We start from the raw sequence: 21,027 nt of genomic DNA, 5'->3' as shown, positions 1-21,027 counted from the left end.
TTTGGAGGTATAAAATGGCAATAAGACAGATTCGTGAATTTGGTGATGATGTACTTGAAAAAAAGTGCAAGCCTGTCAGAGAGATGACAGATTCAATACAGGAACTTATCGATGATATGTTCGAAACAATGTATGAAGCAAACGGTGTCGGACTTGCAGCTCCTCAGGTTGGTATTCTTAAAAGAATCATGGTCATCGACTGCACAGGTGAAGACCCATTTGTATTTATCAATCCTGAAATACTTGAGACAAGCGGAGAGCAGACCGGATACGAGGGATGCCTTTCAATCCCGGGTAAGAGCGGCGTTGTGACAAGACCTAATCATGTAAGAGTTAAAGCTCTTGACCGTGACATGAACGAGTTCGAGCTTGAAGCAGAAGAGCTCTTTGCACGTGCAATATGCCATGAATGCGAACACCTTGATGGACATATGTATGTAGAAAAGGTTGCCGGCGGAGTAGAAGGACTTGTAGATAACGAAGAACTTTATAAGGACGAAAACTAATGAAAATAGTATATATGGGAACTCCTGATTTTGCTGCATATGCACTTAAAAAGCTCTATGAAGCAGGACATGAAATAGTATGTGTTGTCACACAACCTGACAAACCAAAAGGAAGAAGCGGTAAGCTCGTATGCTCTCCTGTTAAGGAATTTGCTCTTGAAAAAAATCTTCCGGTATATCAGCCTGAGAAGATAAAGGCAGCAGATAGTGTTGCATATCTTAAAAATATAGAGGCAGATCTGTATGTAGTAGCAGCTTTTGGACAGATACTGTCTCAGGAGGTTCTTGATATTCCAAGGCTTGGATGTGTTAATATACATGCATCACTCCTTCCTAAGTACAGAGGAGCAGCTCCTATTCAGCAGGCACTTCTTGATGGCAACAAAGAGACCGGTGTAACACTCATGCAGATGAATGCAGGGATGGATACAGGTGATATCCTCATGCAGGAAAGTCTTGAGATCACTGATGAGGATACAGCAGGTACTCTTTTTGACAAGCTTATGGAACTTGGCGGCGATATGATAGTAAGAGCTGTTCCCAAGATAGAAAAAGGCGAACTTACACCTGTGCCTCAGGATAATGATAAGGCAACCAAAGTTGGTAAGTTTACAAAAGAGATGGGACTGATCGACTGGACCAGGGATGCAGCATATATAGACAGACTTATAAGAACTATGGATCCATGGCCAAGTGCGTATACACATATGGGAGATAAGACTCTTAAGATCTGGAAGGCAAGACCTGTTGATAAGACATCTGATGCAAAGGCCGGCGAAGTATTTGAAGTATCCAAAAATACATTTATGGTAGCAACAGGCAAAGGAAGTCTTGAAGTTCATGAAGTTCAGCTTGAAGGCAAAAAGCGTATGCCGGCAGGTGATTTCATGAGAGGGAGCCATCTGGAAGCAGGCCAGCTTTTTAATTGATAGAAGATAATAAGTCAACATAAAAAATAAAAGACTTAAGATTAAATCTTTACATGATAATATGACTCGTGACCGTAGATATAGAGCCATAAGGAGGTATTATAATGGGTTATTATTATTATTTTGACTGGACATATATTCTTGTAATCGCCGGAGCGCTTCTAAGTCTTCTGGCAAGCTGGAATGTAAAATCGTCATACAACAGATATGCAAGGATTGCTAATATGCGAGGGCTCACAGGCGCAGAAGCAGCAAGACGCATCCTGGAAGCCAACAATGTGATGAACGTTCAGGTACAGCATGTAAGAGGTGAACTTACAGACCATTATGATCCGAGGACACAGACAGTTAACCTTTCTGATTCTGTCTACAATTCTACATCTGTTGCGGCGCTTGGCGTAGCAGCACATGAGTGCGGACATGTAATGCAGCATGAGACAGGATATGTTCCGCTTCAGATCCGAACAGCTCTGGTACCGGCTGCCAACATCGGATCAAGATTTGGTATATATATTGTAATACTTGGACTTATACTTGCATTTGAGCCGTTAACAACTATAGGAATCTGGGTGTTCTCACTTGCAGTTTTATTCCAGATAGTAACACTTCCTGTAGAATTCGACGCATCAAGAAGAGCACTTTCAATGCTTGAAGGCTACGGAATGATGGGACAGGAAGAAGTTGGCGGAGCAAGGAAAGTACTCACCGCAGCAGCTCTTACATATGTTGCAGCAGCCGCTGCATCTGTGATGAGTCTTGTTAGACTCCTTATACTTAGGGACAACAGAAGAAGATAATGATTAGTGAAAGAGAAATAGCACTTGATATAATAATGGAAACAGATAAGGGAGATGCATCGCACTCCCTTATTCGTGATGTTCTGGGAAAATATGACTATCTGGAGCCCAGGCAGAAAGCTTTTATCAAAAAGCTGGCCCAGGGAAGTCTTGAACGTCGTATAACACTTGATTATATAACAGATAGCTTTGCAAGTGTCAAAACTGCAAAGCAAAAGCCACTCATAAGAAGTCTTCTTAGGATGAGTGTGTATCAGATTTTCTATATGGATCAGGTTCCTGACAGCGCTGCGATCAACGAAGCAGTTAATCTGGCAGGCAAAAGAGGATTTAAGAATCTCAAGGGATTTGTAAACGGTGTTCTTAGAAATATCTCAAGGCAGAAGGATAAGATAACCTTTCCTGCGCCTTCAAAAAAGGATAAAAAAAGTCAGATCACCAGCCTTTCTGTAACCTATTCCATGCCAGAGTTTATATGTAATCTTTTCCTTAAAAATTATGGATACGATAAGACAGAAGACATTCTTAAAGCTTTTTTAAATCCGCGTCCTGTAACCATCAGGATGGACGAGAGACTGTCCAAGGAGGAAATGAAAAGACTTGCAGACTCTATGATAGAGGAATCCGGAGACAATTTTGCTATCAAGCAGCATGAACTTCTTCCATATGCATATGAGCTGATACACACAGATAATATCCAGTATCTGCCAGGTTATGAAGAAGGTAACTGGATGGTTCAGGACGTTAGCTCGATGCTTGTAAGTGAAGTTGCAGGTCTTAAAAAAGGAGATGTCGTAATAGATGTGTGCAGTGCTCCCGGAGGTAAAGCCCTGCATGCTGCAGCTAAGCTTGCAGCATTGGAAAAAAACGCTGAGCCCTGTGATGAAAAACCTCATGTCTATTCCCGGGATCTTACTGGCTTTAAGACAAGAATAATCGAGGAAAATGTTGATAGAATGGGGCTTTCTGATATCGTGACTGTTGAAGTTCATGATGCTTTGGAACATGATGAAGCTTTTGAAAATAAAGCTGACGTTCTGTACTGCGATCTGCCATGTTCAGGTCTTGGAATTATAGGAAGAAAGGCCGATATAAAGTATGGTGCATCCCAAAAGTCACTTAAATCGCTCTCTTGTTTACAGCAAAAGATCCTTGAAAATGTCTGGAATTATGTAAAACCTGGCGGAAGCATGATGTATTCGACCTGTACTATCAACCCTTATGAGAATGAGAAGATGGTTGATTATATCTGTGAGAATCTGCCCTTTGAAAGAGTGGATATTACTATGTCTGTTCCTTCTGCGCTTAGAAATGAAGAAAGCCTTTCAAAAGGATACCTTCAGCTTCTGCCTGGAGTATACGATACAGATGGATTCTTTTTGGCTAAGCTTAGAAGAGTCTGAATACATGATCTGATATTCAGAACATAATAAGATCGTGATATGAATACAAGCGATTAGTTAAGGATATCAGCTTTAAAGTAATATAGAATAATGGGATTAAAAGTAATATGAGCATTATCCCAAAATAGGAAAAAAGTAATGAATGATAGTAATATAGACAACAACATAGATAACAAAATATCAGATACACTTCCTGATATAAAATCAATGCCTCTTCCAGAGCTTACACAAGCTATCATAAGCCTTGGCGAACCTAAGTTTCGTGCTAAGCAGCTTTATGAATGGATGCACAAAAAGATGGCAGGAAGCTATGATGAGATGACCAATATACCAAAGTCTCTCAAAGAAAAGCTTAAAGCTTCGTATTCCTATACATCGCTAAAAGTAGTAGATGTTCAGGAATCTAAGCTTGATGAGACCAAGAAATTTCTCTTCGGACTTTCTGATGGCAATGTCATCGAAAGCGTATTTATGAAGTATAAGTTTGGTTGCAGCGTATGTATATCATCTCAGGTTGGATGCCGTATGGGATGCAGATTCTGTGCTTCTACTATAGACGGCGTAGTAAGATCCTTGATGCCCGGAGAGATGTTGGATCAGATATATGCAATTTCCAGGATCACAGGACAGAAGATATCTCACGTAGTAGTAATGGGTTCAGGTGAGCCTCTTGATAACTATGACAATCTACTGGTATTTATACGTATGCTTACAGGTGAAGATGGTATGAATATGAGCCAGAGGAATCTGACTGTGTCTACATGCGGCCTTGTTCCTAAGATCAGAGAGCTTGCAGGAGAACATTTTTCTATCAATCTTGCCCTGTCTTTACATGCTTCAAATCAGGAGAAGAGACAGAAACTTATGCCTATAGCCAATAAGTATGAGCTTTCTGATGTTATTGATGCCTGTCGCTATTATTTTAATGAAACCGGAAGACAGCTTACATTTGAGTATTCGCTTGTAGCCGGAGTTAATGATACTACGGAAGATGCCCAGGAACTGTCAGAACTTTTAAAAGGTCTTAATGCAATAGTAAACCTTATCCCTGTAAATCCGATCAAAGAGCGTGACTTTGCGGCTCCGACACGGGAGAATGCCCTTGCTTTCAAAAATAAACTTGAAAAAAGCGGAATAAATGTTACTATAAGAAGGGAAATGGGCAGGGATATTGACGGTGCATGCGGACAGCTTCGCAGAAGACACCTTAACGAAAATTGACCTGCTAATTTTAATCTCGGCTCAATTACGGCCGGATGGAGGAGTATCTTGATCAAATCGTTTTCCATAACTGACATTGGAAAAGAACGCGAGCTGAACCAGGATTATGTATTTGAATCCCAAGAGAGAATTGGAAATCTGTCCAATCTCTTTATTGTTGCTGATGGTATGGGAGGACATAATGCAGGAGATTATGCGTCACGTTTCAGTGTGAATAAAATAGTTGAAGGAATAGAAGGCTCTTTTGAACAGAGCCCTGTTAAGATTCTGAATCAGTCTATACAGAATGCTAATGCCAAGCTTCGCCGCGTTGCAGAAGAAGATATTAGTATGAAAGGTATGGGAACGACTCTTGTCGCAGCTACTATAATGGGACATTTTCTGCAGGTAGCCAATATCGGAGACAGCAGATTATATATCATAAATGGCGATAACATCAGACAGATTACCAGAGACCATTCTCTTGTTGAAGAGATGGTCAGAATGGGTGGTATCGACAGAGAAGCTGCGCGTAATCACATTGACAAGAATATAATAACCAGAGCTGTAGGAGCTACAGACAAACTGGATATCGACTTTTTCCAGGAAGAGATTAATGCTGGCGATATTATACTGATGTGTTCAGATGGTCTTACTAATATGCTGAGCGATGATGCAATCAGGGATATAGTCAACAGGCAGGGTGAGATAGAGGATAAGGCCCGAGTACTTGTAAATGCTGCCAATGAGAATGGTGGTAAAGACAACATTTCAGTTATCCTTATTGAAATCTCGGAGGAAGATAGATGATTAGAATCGGGATGATCATCGGCGACCGCTATGAAATTCAGGAAAAAATCGGAACTGGCGGAATGTCCGATGTATACAGAGCACTTGATCATAAATTAAATCGTCCTGTTGCAGTCAAGGTACTGAAGCAGGAATTTTCAGAGAACCAGAATTTTGTACAGAAGTTTCGTTCTGAAGCACAGGCAGCAGCTGGCCTGATGCATCCAAATATTGTCAATGTCTATGATGTAGGCAATGATAAGGGAGTCTACTACTTCGTAATGGAGCTTGTAGATGGAATAACTTTAAAGAAATATATTGAAAAGAAATCAAGACTTACAGTCAAGGAAGCTGTAAGTATAGGAATACAGGTCGCAATGGGACTCGATGCTGCTCATAAGAACAACATAGTCCATCGTGACATTAAGCCTCAGAATATCATGATCAGTAAGGACGGCAAGGTCAAGGTTACTGATTTTGGTATAGCCAAGGCTGCGTCCAGTAATACTATTACTTCAAATGTAATGGGATCAGTTCATTACACTTCTCCTGAACAGGCAAGAGGTGGTTTTTCTGATGCCAAGAGCGATATCTATTCGCTTGGTGTAACCTTGTTTGAGATGGTAACAGGACGTGTTCCTTTTAACGGCGATACAACAGTTGCTATTGCGATAAAGCATATTCAGGAACAGTTCCCGTCTCCTTCTATTTATGCTCCGGATCTTCCTATAAGTGTTGAGAAGATAATCCTTAAGTGTTGCCAGAAATCTCCTGATCGCAGATACCAGAATGCTACAGATCTTATTAAGGATCTGAAGCGCTCACTTATCACACCTAATGAAGATTTTGTGGTACTTGTTGATCCTGATGAAGAAGGTGCTACCAGAATAGCATCTGACGATGAGCAGGAGATGATCAGAAATGGTAACCCTCAGGGCGGTAAAACAGGTGAGATGCGCCTAAACGATACCGGCACGATAGGTTCTGATGATCAGATCAAAACTGTAAGGAACAACCGTAATAGCAGGGATATACAGAGCAGCCCTAATTCACAGCGTACATCAAATGACAAGAATTATCGTGATGAGTACGATGAAGGTGATTACGTTTATGACAGATCCTACAGACCCGGCAGCAAGAAAAGGAAAGACGTCAGATCAGACGATAGTCTTGACAAGATAATGATACTTATGGCTGTAGTTGCAGTTGTACTTGTATTTGTTATCATTGCTTTTATTGTAGGTGGACACATGGGGCTTTTTGGGGCAGGTACGACAGGAAGCTCAGCTACCGTTTCGTCTACTCAGGCAGCAGGATCTGATGCATCAGGGATCATAGTTCCTGATGTTGTAGGCATGTCCTACATAGAAGCCAAGACTACCCTTCAGGACAAGGGGTTTAAAGTTGAAAAAGTAGATGATAATGAAAGTTCTGAAGCTAAAAATGTAGTTGTAGCACAGACTCCGTCAAAGGATACAAGGCAGGCAAGCGGAACTACAGTTACCATAACAGTAAGTACAGGTGCGCATATGGCTGCATCTGATACCGCTTCTTCAGAGTCTAGTGCTAATGAAGTTGTAATGCCTAGTGTTATAGGTCTTGATGAAGCTTCGGCAAGACTTGAGCTCGTGGAGATGGGTTTTTCTAACAGCAATATCAATGTAGTTATGGTCAATAATGAAGATGCTTCACTTACAGATCTTGTGATCAATCAGACTCCTGCCAAGGGAACCAAAGTATCCACAGACTCAGCGATCAATCTTGAGGTTTCTGTAGGACCTAAGGCGGCAGCAGCATATGTATTTGTAGGCAATATAGAAGCACCTACAGAGAACACCTATTATACAAGCGGAACTACAGTTAATGTTACGATAACAGCAGCTGACGGAACACTTTTGTTCAGTTCTGCTACAAGTTCTTTTCCTATATCTGTGATACAGAGTCAGAATCAGGCGTACACATCCTCAACAACTGCAACTCTTGAGATGAGTTTTGTAGTCAATACCGAGTCTGGAACTGTGACACAGTCAGTAACAAGGACAGTTTCGCTTACGCAGATGCAATAATTGGAGATTTAATGCAAGGAAAGATTATAAAAGGAATAGCAGGTTTTTATTATATAGATACTCCTTCCGGCAAGCTGTATGAGTGCCGTGCAAAAGGTATATTCAGGCAACAGAAGGTTAAGCCGCTGGTAGGTGATGACGTTCTTATGGATGTAGTATCTGAAGATGATGCCACCGGCAATGTAATAAAGATCCTTCCACGCATGAATGAATTATTAAGACCACCTGTTGTAAATGTTGATCAGGCTCTTATAGTATTTGCAATAGTTCATCCGGATCCATCCTATAACCTTCTGGACAGATTCCTTATAATGATGAAACAGCAGAATCTTCCGGTTATCATATGCTTTAATAAACAGGATATAGCAGGTGAAGAAGAGCAAAGAGAACTGGAAGAAACCTATGAGAAGTGCGGATATAAGGTCCTTTTCATAAGCGTTGTAAACGGCAATGGAATAGATGAACTTAAGAGCCTTCTAAAGGGCAAGACTACAGTACTTGCAGGACCAAGTGGTGTAGGTAAGTCATCTCTTATAAATCTCCTGCATCCTAAAGCTATGATGGAAACAGGAGAATTATCCAAAAAAATAGAAAGAGGTAAGAATACCACAAGACATTCAGAACTCTTTCATGTAGAAGGTTTAAGTCTTGATACCTATATCATGGATACGCCCGGATTTACTTCATTGTACCTTAAAGATGTAACTACCAGAGAACTTCCCTTATATTATCCTGAATTCGAAGCTTATGAGCCGGAGTGCAGATTTGGAGGCTGTTCTCATATTACAGAACCTGACTGCGGCGTCAAAAGAGCTGTAGAAAAAGGCCTTATATCCCGTATCAGATACGAGAACTATAAAGTCCTCTATGATGAACTGAAAAATGCCAAGCCTGTCTATGGCAGAAAAGAAGGAAGAAAACCAATGTGATCATTACTCCCTGTGTAAGCAAAGCATAGGGAGTTTTACTTTGAATATAATCTCATCATCTGTACATTCTGCCCATATCATACCACCATGCTGGTTTATGATCTCCTTGGCTATTGATAGGCCAAGTCCATAGCTTCCATTATGAGACCTGGAAGAATCTGTCCTATAAAATCTTGTGAAAATATCTCTAAGCTCCTTATCAGAAAGCTTGTCACCTTTGTTGGACACAGATAACAGAATATTAGAAGAATATTGCTTTGAGAGTGACATCTTGATGGCTGTGCCGTCATAAGCATATTTTCCGGCATTATCAAGGAGAATATCGATGACTTCACGAAGTTTGCTGAGATCACCTTTGACAAAAAGTTTTTCATCTACACTTGTTTCAAGCAGGTGGCCTCTTTCGAAAAGTTCAACTTCCATAACCAAAGACTCATCTGTAACTAGTCCGGAAATATCTACAGGAATGAAGTTTTCTTTTGGTATACCCCTGTCTATACGGGCAAGATCAAGAAGGTGGGTTATAAGAGTCTTCATTTGATGAGATTCTGTGAGTATGTTTGAAATGTATTTCTTTTGAGAAGTGGAAGAGGTTTTTGTTTTGTTCAATAGCTCTGCATTGGTCAGGATGACTGTCAGAGGAGTCTTGAGCTCGTGAGATGCATCTGCTATAAACTGTTTTTGCTGGTTCCAGGCAAATTCCGTAGGTTTTATTATCCATTTTGAAAGATATATGGTCATAATACTTACAATGACAAGTGATACTACGTACATTAGCATACATGTTCTGAAAAGAGAATCAGTATATAATTCATCTTCCATGGAACTTTCAATAGCATACCAGGTTCCTGCAGCTGACTTTGAATAGTTGTAGTAAAGGTGGGAGTTTTCAAGCATAAAGTCTGATTCCCCGTAATAATCACTTTGTATCTCTCGATAGATCTGTTCGAGCTGGCTTCTACTGTACTGCATGCTGTAGTATCTTGTGATAGTTCCTACATGATTGACATAAAAAGCGGAATATGTAAGCGAGGAAGGATTGTCCCTTGGAGACAGGATCTCCTCAGGCTTATCAAGGATAACATTAAGAGCATTGGAAGCATTGCTTCTTGCAAGATTAGATTCTAATATAGGGATACTTACAAAGAGAATTCCAAGTAGTATCGTGGCTATGATAATCATTATTACGATAAATCTTTGCTGTAATCTTTTGATCATATAATCAATCCTTTGTCCCAAATAGATTTGGTATTCACTCCAAGTGATACCCAACGCCGCGAACTGCGCATATGTTTACGCTGCTCCCCAACTTTTTAAGCTTCTTACGAAGAAAAGCCACATATACTTCTACATTATTCTCAATAGCTTCTGAGTCATAGCCCCATACCTGATCGAGAATCCTTGATTTTGGAATGTTGCTGCTTCCGGCCTGCATCAGAAGTCGCAGCACATCGAACTCCTTAGAAGATAGTCTTATGCTTTCTGCTCCGCAGCTCATACTTATGCCTGTAAGGTCAAGTCTAAGGTCTCCAAAGGTTATCTCGTCCACCTGGTCCTTCTGACGCCTTGTAAGAGCGCGTATGCAGGCGATAAGCTCTCTTGATTCAAAAGGCTTTGTAAGATAATAGTCTGCGCCGCTGTCAAGGCCTCTTACTCTGTCATCCAGATCAGACTTTGCGGTAAGCATTAGAATAGGGGTTCCATTGTGCTCTCTTCGAAGAGTAGTAGCAACTTCAAAACCATTGATCTTTGGGAGCATGACATCCAGAACTATAAGATCATATATTTGCAGGCGTGCCTTATCAAGTCCGTCTACACCGTCATAAGCAGCTTCTGCTTCGTAGTTATTTGATTTTAATAGCTCTACTATTGAGTCTGCCAGAATCTGCTCATCTTCAACAACAAGAATTCTCATATGTATTCTCCATTTAAGGCGCCCCAGAGATGCTTTGGACACCTGCATCATTATGTGTTTTCAGGTAATAGTTACAGTTTTTAGAACATATGAATTTTAGCTTTATTATCTAGAAAAGACATATGTTTATGTAGCCCTATATCTTTACGACCGGTCCTAACATAATTGTACTATATAAAAAAAGAAAGAAGTAAAGTCTTTCTATGCACAGCTCCATCATACATTCTACAACATATCATCAGTTGCTGAAAAAAATCTTAAATCAAGATTACCATAAGCAGTGGTTTTAAAACGTAATAATAAATTGAATGTCATGATAAATAAAATATCTCATTAAGCCGATAACCATAGTGGACGATTTAAGAAAATATAAACGAGTGAGCACATCGATTTTGGGAGGTCTTTATGAATAAATCCAAATCAGTTAGATCAATAATAAAAAAAGCAGTCTCTATAATCATTGTAACTGCCTTTACGATGATAATGTTTTTTGAAAGTACATCCATAGTCAGCCGAGCAGAAGATCCCTATGAGATACTTCTGTCAGCTACTACTGTATATAATGGCGTTGATTATAGCGCAGAATATGATGCCTATTGTTATTACATGAACTATGCGGATATAAGAGCTGCATTTGGAATGGACCCATATGCGCTTATCATGCACTATGCCCTTTATGGAAGATTTGAAGGAAGGATAGCCAACAGGCTTATAGCTACAGAAGAAGTCGTAGTACCATCCGGAGACGATTCGGTATCCGTAATTGATATAAACAAGCATGATAACGGAGGCATGAGTGCCAAACAGGAACAGATAGCAAGAAGCAAAGCTTCACAGATAGCCACTGAGATCAAAAAGGCAGCTGCAAACTATACTCCCAAAAAAGGAACAGGAGTAGAAGTCCTTGAATGTGCATATGCTGCCGGAATAGTCCAGGCATACTGCAATGACGGTACATATACAACATCAGGCAAGAATTATAGAACAGCCTATGGAGTATTTGTAGCACGCGAATATTCAAGCGAAGGTGCTACAAGAGCTCTCGGACTTATCCTTGATTATCTTGGAATACGCTGGGAGCATGCCAATATAGGAACATACGCTGATCAGTGGTGCAGAGTCATAGTAGATGGTCAGGAAGGCTTTGCAGATGGTATAAACGGCGTTGCAGGCTATGGCAAGAGTTCACTTGAAGGCGGCGATGGCAAAGAGATAAGCTATGCTGATGTAAGAGCAATGTTCAGCGTATATTGATAAGCTGACAAAGGCTATATAGTGTGCGAAGGGATCGCGCTTTAAATCTATAAGCAGGGAAGCTGACAAGAGGCTGCATGTCATATACAAGTGTTACTAATATATCAGTAAAAAAATATTTGGCTCTAAATAAATTATTGAAAATGACTAGAAAAGCCGCAGTGGTAATCCTTGCGGCTATTCTTGTTGTAATAAATACACCCCTTTATTCAAAAGCAGAAGAACTAACTACTATTACAGTCAATACTTTTGATAAGCCTGAGAAAATAACAGCTATCCATATAGGGCAGAATGTTAACCAGATATCCAGCAATTCTTTTGTCAACATGTTCAATCTCAAAGAGATCACAGTTAGTGAGAATAACCGCTATTATTCATCCTATGACGGATGCCTTTATGATAAGAAGCTCACAACCCTTCTGTGTTTCCCTCAGGCAAGAAAGTCAGCATATATACCGGATTCTGTGGTCACTATAGGAGTAGATGCCCTCGACGGAGTAGAGACGGATCTTAAGAAGCAGGTAGAGAATACTATAGCCTACAATAGCGAAGCAGGAGCAGCAGAGCAGGATATATTAAATCCGCATCTTGTTTATACTGATAGCGGAGTCATGTGGGATGATGGCAGAGGCAATCTAATGCCTGTCAATGACGGCCTCATGCTCGTTGTAGCGCAGTTTGTAACAGACAATACAGATAGCAAGATGAGACAGAATGAACAGCTTAGAAGCTGCTACAATAGTCTCATAGAGAATACCACGTACTCTGACTATTTCTATGTACCTTCAGGTAACTGGACCGGTGAAAAAGCTCTATCGACTCTTTCAACCAAAGTAGGAGACTCTTACGGCATGTCTGCGGCCTTTGCATATATAGCTGCAAGCCTTGGCTACAAGACAAGAGTTATAGTTGGTGTGATCACAGATAGCGAAGGTAAGAGCCAGTCTGCGGCCTGGGTTCAGGTAGAAATTGACGGAACTTACTACGTATTTGATCCTGCCATGGAGAAAAACCTGGGAGAAGACTGCTATAAAATCTCTGCTACGTCAAGTACAAACGGAATTACGCGCAAAAATAGTGCGTCTTATACTGTGATTTTTTGACCAAACGTTCTAGCTTTTTAGCTAAATAATCCTCAGATATAGTATAATTATTAGGGATTTTATCTCAAATTATATTAAGGTATTGACTATACAACGCATTTTGCGATATTCTATATCGCGATGATTTTTTATGTTCTTTAATCATGAACATATAGATTCTCATTTTTTTGAAGAAAAACAGGAATCTATGGATTGTGTTTTATGCCCATTTTATCTTTGATCAGATAGTCAGCATTCATGCTTCAAGTTATAGTTATTTTCAGGAGGAATAAAGATGTCTAAGACACCGTTTATTATAGGAATCGCAGGAGGAACCGGCTCAGGTAAGTCCACTTTTACCAACAGACTCAAACATATATTCAAGGATCAGGTAACTGTCCTTTATTATGACAACTATTATAGAGCACATGATGATCTTCCCTTTGAAGAGAGGAAAAAGATCAATTATGATCATCCTGATGCATTCGAAACAGACCTTCTTCTCGAGCACCTTAAGATGCTTAAGGCAGGCAAGTCAATTGAGTGTCCTGTTTATGACTATACACAGCACAATCGTTCAAATGAAGTTACAGTTGTAAATCCAAGTAATATCATCCTTCTGGAAGGTATCCTTGTACTTGCAGATGAGAGACTTCGCGATCAGATGGATATTAAGATTTTCGTAGAAGCTGACGCAGATGAGAGAATCCTGCGCCGAGTAGTTCGCGATGTTAAGGAAAGAGGAAGAGATATAGACAATATCGTAGATCAGTACCTGACAACAGTTAAGCCTATGCACTATCTCTATGTAGAGCCTACCAAGATGTATGCAGATATTGTTATCAACAGTGGAATGAATGACATGGCTCTTGATGTTATGGCAACCAAGATCAATTCACTTATAGAAGAAAACTAAACATATTAGTATCAGAGCCGATGCGAATGCATCGGCTTATTTTATGACCTTTATTGCGGCGGTTCTGATTGCCTTTTATCGCATAAAAATGTCACCTGCCGGATGAAATGTGTAATTCGTCAGAAAACTATTTACAAGCTCATTATTGTAGGTATAATAGCAAAAGTTTATGTAATAGAATTGGAGCAAAGAAAGGACAAAAATATTAATGAAAAAAGTAATAAAAGTAATACTTGTACTAATGCTTATCTTCAATATCTTCAGCACAGTAAGATATGGTATAGATACTTTCGGAGAAAAGGATATTGACTGCGAGAGAGTGACTATAATCGACAAATATGAGATTGGATCAGGCGTAAGAGGAACTTCCGATTATATGAAAGGTGAAAATGAAGATGGATACTACAAGATAGTTGGATATGATTATGATATAGGAGATACTGTTAAGATATATCTGAACGTTGATTCAGTCGGTGCTAATGGAAGTGACCCTGAGTGGTATACATCCAGAGAGATGGCTGAAGGAGTATCTACAGCAGGCTTTGTATTCTTCATGATCCTGACAATTATCAATGTGATAATAGTAAAAAAAGTGTTCAAACCTCAAAAAAACGTTACCTAAGTATAATCCCGCATCAGGCCGTGTGTCTGATGCTTTTTTATGCTCTGCCTCGGAGGGTGGTGTATGTTTGGCAAGTGCGAAGTTTGGCTAAATAATACTCTTTTAACGGTTTATTTGTGGTAAACTAACACCGTTATATTAATCCGGTAAAGGGTATTGTATATGAAATGGTTTAGCAAGGGTAATATTCAAAAGCAGTTATTATCAATATATATGATCGCAGGATTGGTGCCTATTGGTATTATAGGCACTATTTTGCTTGTCAGTACATTTTCTATGTTCACGGGATATAACAGAAATCTCTTGGAATCTTATGGGCAGAGGGTGTCTACAACGCTTTTTGAAATAACTACTCAGGCTTATAACATATCAGAGAAGTTTGCCTACAGTCAGTCCATGTGGAATACTTTGTCATGTGAATATACAAGCTTTGATCAGGAAAAAGATACTATAGATGAAATAGATATAATAGACAGTTATAACTATGAATATACTGCTATAGAAAGTGTAGAGATCTACTCTGACAATCCCTACATTCAGGATTATAGGCAGTTCTATGAAGCTACGGATACCATCAAGGATTCAAAATGGTATCAGAAAGCTATAAGCCGTAAGGCTGCATTCTGGGAAGGGCTTCCTCGGCAGGATGAGAATGGGACGACCTACTATAATATCTGCCTTATCAGGCAGATCCCTCTTGTAGATTCCAAGTATCATGCGGTTCTTGTAATGAGGCTTAGTGATAACTACTTAAGGACCAGGCTTAGAGAGCAGCAGTATAGCGTGGTGATATCTGTCAATGAGGGCAGCGTATCTTTTTGCTCTGACAATTCATATTATGGGCAGGAGCTGACGAACCTTATACCTGTAGATTACAGCAAGGAGCATTATACCTATCAGGGTACTAAGCGCATAAATGGTCGTATGTCCATGCTAAATGGCAATACTCTTTCTGCTTACAGGGTAGATTCCAGACTATATATCACTACTATTGATTATAATTCTATAAGTAGATTTATTGTGATACTTGTATTTATCATAATAATCCTCTTGCTGGCTCTTATAGTGCCTTATGAGATACTGAGGCTTTTCTCAAGATATTTTTCTGATAGAGTTGTGACTTTAAAAAGTGCTGTACACAAGGTATCAAGCGGAGAGTATGATATCGTACCTTCCCTTGAAGGAGAGGATGAGATATCAGAAGCTTTCTCTGATCTTGTCATCACAGCCCATGAGATCAAACAGCAAAATGAACAGATGTATAAAGCGCAGCTTGACAAAAAAGAGCTTCTAAGCAGGCAGAGTCAGATGGAACTTAAGATGCTCACAAGTCAGATCAATCCGCATTTTTTGTATAACACTCTTGAAACTATCAGGATGAAAGCAGTAACTGCAGGTGACAGGGAGGTTGCAAAGGCCATCAAGATCCTTGGCAAGATGTTAAGATTTGTCCTTGATAAGGGCAATAGCGATGAAGTAAGTCTTGCAAGTTCTCTTGACCATGTAGAGAATTATCTTTCTATCCAGAAGATGAGATTTGGCGACAAGGTGGGCTATGAGATCCATATAGATGATGATATAGATCCTGAGTCTGTCACGACCATGCCTCTGATAATCCAGCCTCTTGTAGAGAATGCAATACAACACGGCCTTAGGGAAAAAGAAGGTAATGGCATCATAAGAGTAGACATTACAAAAGTTATGTTGGAAAGCCCTGAAAAAGATTCTAAAAGTGCTTTGAAGATAACCGTGACAGATAATGGTGAAGGTATGTCAGCAGAAAGGCTAAGTGAACTTAAAGAGAGTATCAAGACGCCGTCTGATGACGGCAGCAGTATTGGAATATCCAATGTTTATAACAGAATCAAACTAAAGTACAAAGATCCCTATACAATGACTATAGATTCCACCAAGGGCGTAGGAACAGTCATTAATTTATATGTTCCCATACAAATCCGGCATAATTAAACTAATGTTTAAAAATTACCGTATTTTTAGTTAAATAGTTTAGGTACTGAATCAGACCTCAAAAAGTTACACTTTTGATGTATGGTTCAGTACTTATTTTTTTACTGACTGGGAGGAACAAAGTGGGAAAATCAAAAATATCTGACAAGATTTATTATGTCTATCGCATTGTCGCGATGTTATTATTCGTCATTATCTTTTTGCCTGCTGTTAACCCTGCAAGGATCAGCGGCATGGTCAATCGTAGTATTTCACTCTTAACTGCCGGATTTTCATATGGAACGCTCATAGATAACTTCGGCCGTGCTTTTAGGAAGGAATGGATACTGGAGAGCACGATGAGACTTGATAATATTTCAAGTCTTCTTGTATGTATCGGTATATTTGCCTGCAGTATCGGTGCCTGCCTATCTATTGGCAATAACAAGTGCAAACGCCTGGGCAATATATTAAGTACCGCTGGAAGTGTCGTATCATTGGCAGCTCTTCAGGGTATCTATATAGCATATACACAGGTTTCGCTTACCAAGAAGCCTGAGAAGATAGAGCCAACATTCCCGCCATTTTATTATGGGCTCTTAGTAATTCTCATCGTGATGCTTATAGTATCAGTATATGAGCTGATCATATCTTATAAAGCCCCTAAGGAAAAGAAATTCTATATGGAGACCAAATACAGGCTTTTCCTTATGCTTATGCCTTTTTTACTTCTGACATTTGTATTTAGTTACCTACCACTTTTTGGCTGGAGATATGCATTTTTTGATTACAAGTCAGGTGACACACTTTCTATGGAGAACTTTGTAGGCTTTAAGTGGTTCACACAGCTTGTAAGAAATGCAGCCACAAGAAAAGACATGATAAGAGTTATGAAGAATACTCTTGGAATGAGTTTCCTTGGTATCCTCACAAGCTGGATGCCTATGGTCTTTGCAATCTTCCTTTCGGAGATCAAGAATTCAAGATTCAGAAGATTCGTGCAGACATTTACAACTATTCCTAACTTTATAAGCTGGGTTTTGGTTTTTGCCATAGCATTCTCAATTTTCTCAACGGATGGATTTATCAGTTCTCTTATGATAAATCTTGGAATTTGGGATCAGGGCAAGAACTTCCTTATGAGCAGCGACTATGTATGGCTCAAGATGCTTATGTGGGGCCTTTGGAAAGGACTTGGCTGGAGCGCCATCATTTATATAGCAGGAATATCAGGTATCGATCAGCAGCTTTATGAAGCAGCAACTGTTGACGGAGCCGGAAGATTCCAGAGGATGTGGCACGTAACAGTTCCAGGGCTATTACCTACATTCTATGTACTGCTTCTTATGTCTATCGCAGGAATCTTGTCCAATGGTATGGATCAGTACCTTGTGTTTGAAAATTCTACCAATACAACAGACATCATGGTTCTGGATCTGTATGTATACAAAATGGGTATCGTTAACGGAGCTATCCCCTTCTCAACAGCAGTTGGTATGCTCAAATCCGTAGTATCAGTGATCCTTTTGTTTACTGCCAATAACGTATCCAAACTTATACGAGGCGAGACAATCGTTTGATACGCCATTTATGCTTATATGATCAAAAAAATTGTCTAAGTATATCTATCTGATTGAACCTGATATAGATGATTGTGACAGGAAACAAATATATAAAACGTATTATCCCAAGTGGATAGCTTATCTTATAAGGAGAAACTTATGGCCAAAACAGCACAGGAAAGAGCTGATGAAAAAGCTGAAAGGCTCTATTACAAAAAGCATAAAAAGCCCGGAAGAGTAACAGCCGGAGATATCATTTTCAATATTATCAATTACCTTGTTTTTGCTCTGTTTACACTGATATGTATTTTTCCTTTTTACTATCTTTTCATTAATACAATTTCAGACAATGAACTGGTTAGAAAGGGACTTATCAACTTCTTACCGCAAGGAATCCATTTTGGTAACTATGTAAGACTTATGGCAGTTAATGATCTGTTCTTATCTACATCAGTTACTGTAGCAAGAACAGTTATCGGTACATTACTAATGGTAACAGCATCCGGTTTTGTAGGATATCTTGTAACACAAAAAGAGATGTGGGCCAGAAGCGTATGGTACAGATTCATAATAGTTACAATGTACTTTAATGCAGGTATCATCCCGTGGTATCTGAATATGTCTATGCTGGGACTTACCAATAGCTTTGCGGCGTATATAATCCCGGGAATCGTAGCTCCCTACAACATAATTTTGGTCAAGACTTACATAGAATCTTCCATACCGGCAGAGCTTGAAGAGAGTGCTCAGCTTGACGGAGCCAGCAAGATGAAGATCTTCTCATCAATCATATGGCCTTTGTCCAAACCTATCCTTGCTACAATAGCTGTCTTTGGTGCAGTAGGCCAGTGGAACTCATTTCAGGATTCACTTATTCTCATGCAGTCTGCTCCAAAGCTCTATACTCTGCAGCACAGACTTTACATCTACCTTAATACAACATCAAACCTTGCAGCGCTTATGTCTTCCGGTAATACATCAGGTATAAGCCAGACAGTACTTGAATCAGCGCTCAACGGTAAAGTTATAAAATATACTATTTCAATGGTAACAATAATTCCGATATTGTGCGTATATCCATTCATGCAAAGGTACTTTGAAAAAGGTATCATGATGGGCGCAGTAAAGGGATAATGCAATATAAACTTTAATATCACAGGAGGGTGAAAAAGAATGAAGTATAAGAAATTACAGGCAATTCTCTTGGCTGCTTCAATGACCCTGTCACTGGCTGCATGTTCTGATTCAGCTACAAACGCAGGCGGTGACTCACAGACAAGCGCCGACGGCGCAGGTGCAGAAGGCAGTGAAAATGCTACAGATGGTGATTCAGCCGGATCATCAGATCTTGATGGGGATCTTTCAGATGTTATCCCGGAAGAGACAGTAACACTTGACGTTTATGATCAGCTTGCTAACTACTCAGGAGAGCAGATCGGATGGTTCGCACAGATTATGCTTGATAAGTTCAATGTCAAGCTTAACATAATCCCTGAATCAGACGGTGTCTATGATACACGTATGGAGTCAGGCAATCTTGGTGATATCGTGATCTGGGGCGCTGACGGAGACGATTATGTTCAGGCAGTAAATAAGGGAATGCTCTTTGACTGGGAAGAGGATGACATCCTCGCAGATTATGGTCCATACATCCTTGCCAATATGGACAAGGCTCTTGAGAAGAACCGCGGTATCAATGCAGATGGCAAGATCTATGGCTTTGGACATGACGTAGCATATTCTGCAGAGGATACACAGTCAGTCATGTATGAATGGGATCTTAGATTCGATCTGTATCAGCAGATTGGTGCTCCGGAGATAACAGATTTTGATTCTCTTGTAGATGTACTTGAGAAGATGCAGGCAGCATGCCCTACAGATGACAATGGCAACAAGACCTATGCTGCATCACTTTTCAATGACTGGGACGGCGATATGGTAATGTTCGTTAAGTCAACAGCATCAGCTTACTATGGCTATGATGAGTTTGGTTTCGGACTCTATGATTCTTCTACAGGTGATTATCATCCTGCACTTGAAGAAAACGGTCCATACCTTACAGCTCTTAAGTTCTACAATGACTTATATCAAAGAGGTCTTCTTGATCCTGATTCTCAGACACAGGGCTACGATGGAATGTCTGAAGACTATCAGAATGGTACAGCATTTTTTAACGTATTCAACTTCCTTGGCTCAGCACTCTATAACTCTGATGCTCATATAGCTCAGGGCAAGATGATGTATCCTGTAAAGCCTTCAAATGCAACACCGATCATCTATGGACAGAACATCTACGGTTCTAACAGAATCTGGTCAATCGGTGCAAGTACTGAGTATCCTGAACTCTGCATGGCTATCATCAACTGGCTGTCTACTCCTGAGGGAAGACTTACTGCAGAGTACGGCCCTAAGGGAACATGCTGGGATTATGATGAGAACGGCGGAGCATATCTTACAGATCTTGGCCTTGCCTGCAAGACAGATTCTTCTACAACTCTTACAGGTGACTACAGCGGAACATTTGACGATGGTTCCTTCAAGATGAACAATACAACATGGGCACTTGATTCACTTAACCCTGACTCAGCTCTTTCAGAGACATACAATTACAAGACCTGGGAGAGTTACAAGGCAATAGATGCTTCTGATATAGAGAAGTCATGGATTGAATGGTCAGGAGCACAGACACCTGATGAGTATATCAAGAGTACTGATTATATACTTGCACCAGGAACAACCTATTCTGCAGGTACACACTCTGATGAGCTTCAGGTAATCTGGGATCAGGTTGCTACATGCATCAAGGACAACTCATGGAAGGCTATCTATGCAGAGTCTGATGAAGAGTTTGATGCAATCGTTGCTGATATGATCAAGCAGGCTACAGAGTACGGTTATGATGAGTGCGTAGAGTTCCAGCAAAATGAAGCACAGCTTCGTCATGCTGCAGAACAGGAAGCTCTTGCAGCTAACTGATAAGCTTTGCTAAGAACTAAAACTGTATGTATTTTTTTGATATAAATATGAGAATTAAAAGTATTATTTGATTCTTACATCTAACTTAGAAATTGACAAAAAAGTGGACATAATAGAGACTTTACTCTGTTATG

Annotated in this window: 18 protein-coding genes; 16 read left to right on the top strand and 2 right to left on the bottom strand. The window is 39.9% G+C overall.

All coding sequences use genetic code 11. The features are described from left to right. Positions 1–14: 14 nt before the first annotated feature. The 8 genes from def (at position 15) to rsgA (ending at position 8,619) form a co-directional block, all read left to right on the top strand. Positions 15–506, top strand: coding sequence for a peptide deformylase (gene def, locus BMX21_RS15435; RefSeq protein WP_207647649.1), 492 nt, complete (start codon positions 15–17; stop codon positions 504–506). Beyond that, the gene (gene fmt / locus BMX21_RS15430; protein WP_092045712.1) at positions 506–1,435 is read left to right on the top strand and encodes a methionyl-tRNA formyltransferase; all 930 of its coding nucleotides are present in this window, start codon (positions 506–508) and stop codon (positions 1,433–1,435) included. Before def ends, fmt begins: the two co-directional genes overlap by 1 nt. A gap of 104 nt (positions 1,436–1,539) precedes the next feature. Further along, positions 1,540–2,232, top strand: coding sequence for a zinc metallopeptidase (locus BMX21_RS15425; RefSeq protein ID WP_092045710.1), 693 nt, complete (start codon positions 1,540–1,542; stop codon positions 2,230–2,232). Further along, positions 2,232–3,635, top strand: a complete 1,404-nt coding sequence (rsmB, locus tag BMX21_RS15420; protein WP_092045708.1) for a 16S rRNA (cytosine(967)-C(5))-methyltransferase RsmB — start codon at positions 2,232–2,234, stop codon at positions 3,633–3,635. Before BMX21_RS15425 ends, rsmB begins: the two co-directional genes overlap by 1 nt. A 138-nt stretch (positions 3,636–3,773) precedes the next feature. After that, the gene (rlmN, locus tag BMX21_RS15415) at positions 3,774–4,856 is read left to right on the top strand and encodes a dual-specificity RNA methyltransferase RlmN (protein ID WP_051199459.1); all 1,083 of its coding nucleotides are present in this window, start codon (positions 3,774–3,776) and stop codon (positions 4,854–4,856) included. A 48-nt stretch (positions 4,857–4,904) separates the two neighbouring features. Next, entirely contained in the window at positions 4,905–5,645 is a 741-nt protein-coding gene (locus BMX21_RS15410; protein ID WP_022755451.1) for a Stp1/IreP family PP2C-type Ser/Thr phosphatase, read from the top strand. Next, a complete protein-coding gene (pknB, locus tag BMX21_RS15405) occupies positions 5,642–7,690 on the top strand; it encodes a Stk1 family PASTA domain-containing Ser/Thr kinase (RefSeq protein WP_092045706.1) in 2,049 nt (682 codons plus the stop codon). Before BMX21_RS15410 ends, pknB begins: the two co-directional genes overlap by 4 nt. 11 nt (positions 7,691–7,701) lie before the next feature. Then, positions 7,702–8,619, top strand: a complete 918-nt coding sequence (rsgA, locus tag BMX21_RS15400) for a ribosome small subunit-dependent GTPase A (RefSeq protein ID WP_022755453.1) — start codon at positions 7,702–7,704, stop codon at positions 8,617–8,619. Positions 8,620–8,622: 3 nt separating this feature from the next. Here rsgA and BMX21_RS15395 read toward each other — a convergent pair whose 3' ends face one another. Further along, entirely contained in the window at positions 8,623–9,837 is a 1,215-nt protein-coding gene (locus tag BMX21_RS15395; protein ID WP_022755454.1) for a sensor histidine kinase, read from the bottom strand. Positions 9,838–9,871: 34 nt separating this feature from the next. Continuing rightward, the gene (locus tag BMX21_RS15390; protein ID WP_022755455.1) at positions 9,872–10,534 is read right to left on the bottom strand and encodes a response regulator transcription factor; all 663 of its coding nucleotides are present in this window, start codon (positions 10,532–10,534) and stop codon (positions 9,872–9,874) included. A 405-nt stretch (positions 10,535–10,939) separates the two neighbouring features. Between BMX21_RS15390 and BMX21_RS15385 the strand changes: the two genes are divergently transcribed. The 8 genes from BMX21_RS15385 (at position 10,940) to BMX21_RS15350 (ending at position 20,893) form a co-directional block, all read left to right on the top strand. Continuing rightward, positions 10,940–11,788 (top strand): hypothetical protein, encoded by an 849-nt coding sequence (locus tag BMX21_RS15385; protein WP_022757848.1) that lies wholly within the window; start codon positions 10,940–10,942, stop codon positions 11,786–11,788. Positions 11,789–11,865: 77 nt separating this feature from the next. Continuing rightward, the gene (locus BMX21_RS15380; RefSeq protein WP_022755457.1) at positions 11,866–12,891 is read left to right on the top strand and encodes a transglutaminase domain-containing protein; all 1,026 of its coding nucleotides are present in this window, start codon (positions 11,866–11,868) and stop codon (positions 12,889–12,891) included. Between the two features lie 274 nt (positions 12,892–13,165). Next, positions 13,166–13,786, top strand: coding sequence for a uridine kinase (udk, locus tag BMX21_RS15375; RefSeq protein ID WP_022755458.1), 621 nt, complete (start codon positions 13,166–13,168; stop codon positions 13,784–13,786). 208 nt (positions 13,787–13,994) lie between these two features. Next, complete coding sequence (locus tag BMX21_RS15370) at positions 13,995–14,408, top strand: hypothetical protein (protein WP_092045704.1); 414 nt, start codon at positions 13,995–13,997, stop codon at positions 14,406–14,408. A 162-nt stretch (positions 14,409–14,570) separates the two neighbouring features. Next, complete coding sequence (locus BMX21_RS15365) at positions 14,571–16,376, top strand: sensor histidine kinase (protein WP_092045702.1); 1,806 nt, start codon at positions 14,571–14,573, stop codon at positions 16,374–16,376. A 122-nt stretch (positions 16,377–16,498) separates the two neighbouring features. Beyond that, entirely contained in the window at positions 16,499–17,935 is a 1,437-nt protein-coding gene (locus BMX21_RS15360; protein WP_022754923.1) for an ABC transporter permease subunit, read from the top strand. Between the two features lie 141 nt (positions 17,936–18,076). Continuing rightward, positions 18,077–19,051 (top strand): carbohydrate ABC transporter permease, encoded by a 975-nt coding sequence (locus BMX21_RS15355; RefSeq protein ID WP_022754922.1) that lies wholly within the window; start codon positions 18,077–18,079, stop codon positions 19,049–19,051. Positions 19,052–19,090: 39 nt separating this feature from the next. Continuing rightward, positions 19,091–20,893: a type 2 periplasmic-binding domain-containing protein gene (locus tag BMX21_RS15350; RefSeq protein WP_092045700.1), complete on the top strand. Its 1,803-nt coding sequence runs from the start codon at positions 19,091–19,093 to the stop codon at positions 20,891–20,893. The last annotated feature ends 134 nt before the right edge of the window (positions 20,894–21,027 follow it).

Source organism: Butyrivibrio sp. TB (assembly GCF_900110805.1).
GTDB classification, from domain to species: domain Bacteria; phylum Bacillota; class Clostridia; order Lachnospirales; family Lachnospiraceae; genus Butyrivibrio; species Butyrivibrio fibrisolvens_C.
This window is presented reverse-complemented; position numbering and strand designations above follow the sequence as displayed.